The 244-nt window shown below is 61.9% G+C and carries 1 protein-coding gene; it reads right to left on the reverse strand.

The window, feature by feature from the left end; translation table 11 throughout:
- The coding region (locus tag SB773_RS34055; protein WP_410594909.1) for a hypothetical protein at positions 1-244 on the reverse strand (244 nt) is incomplete at both ends.

The raw sequence follows: 244 nt of genomic DNA on the forward strand, positions 1-244 counted from the left end.
GCGAGATACCAACAATCGAATCCTCCGGGATGCCTACCTCTACCAGCGCGTCGAGAATTCCGCCGATGCCCGCCGGGTCAGCGCCCACCTTGTCGAGTAAGCCCGCGTCGTGAACCTGCTTGACCCGCGCCGCGACCTCCAACACGTCGTCGCCGATCTGCTCACACACGGTCAGGTCGCCATCGCGTTCGAAGTCGCGCAGCGTCGACGCAATATCCTTTCGCCGTTCGAATACGGTTTTGTG

This window comes from Bacillus sp. SIMBA_074, assembly GCF_046534555.1.
Classification (GTDB): Bacteria; Bacillota; Bacilli; order Bacillales; family Bacillaceae_G; genus Bacillus_A; species Bacillus_A mycoides.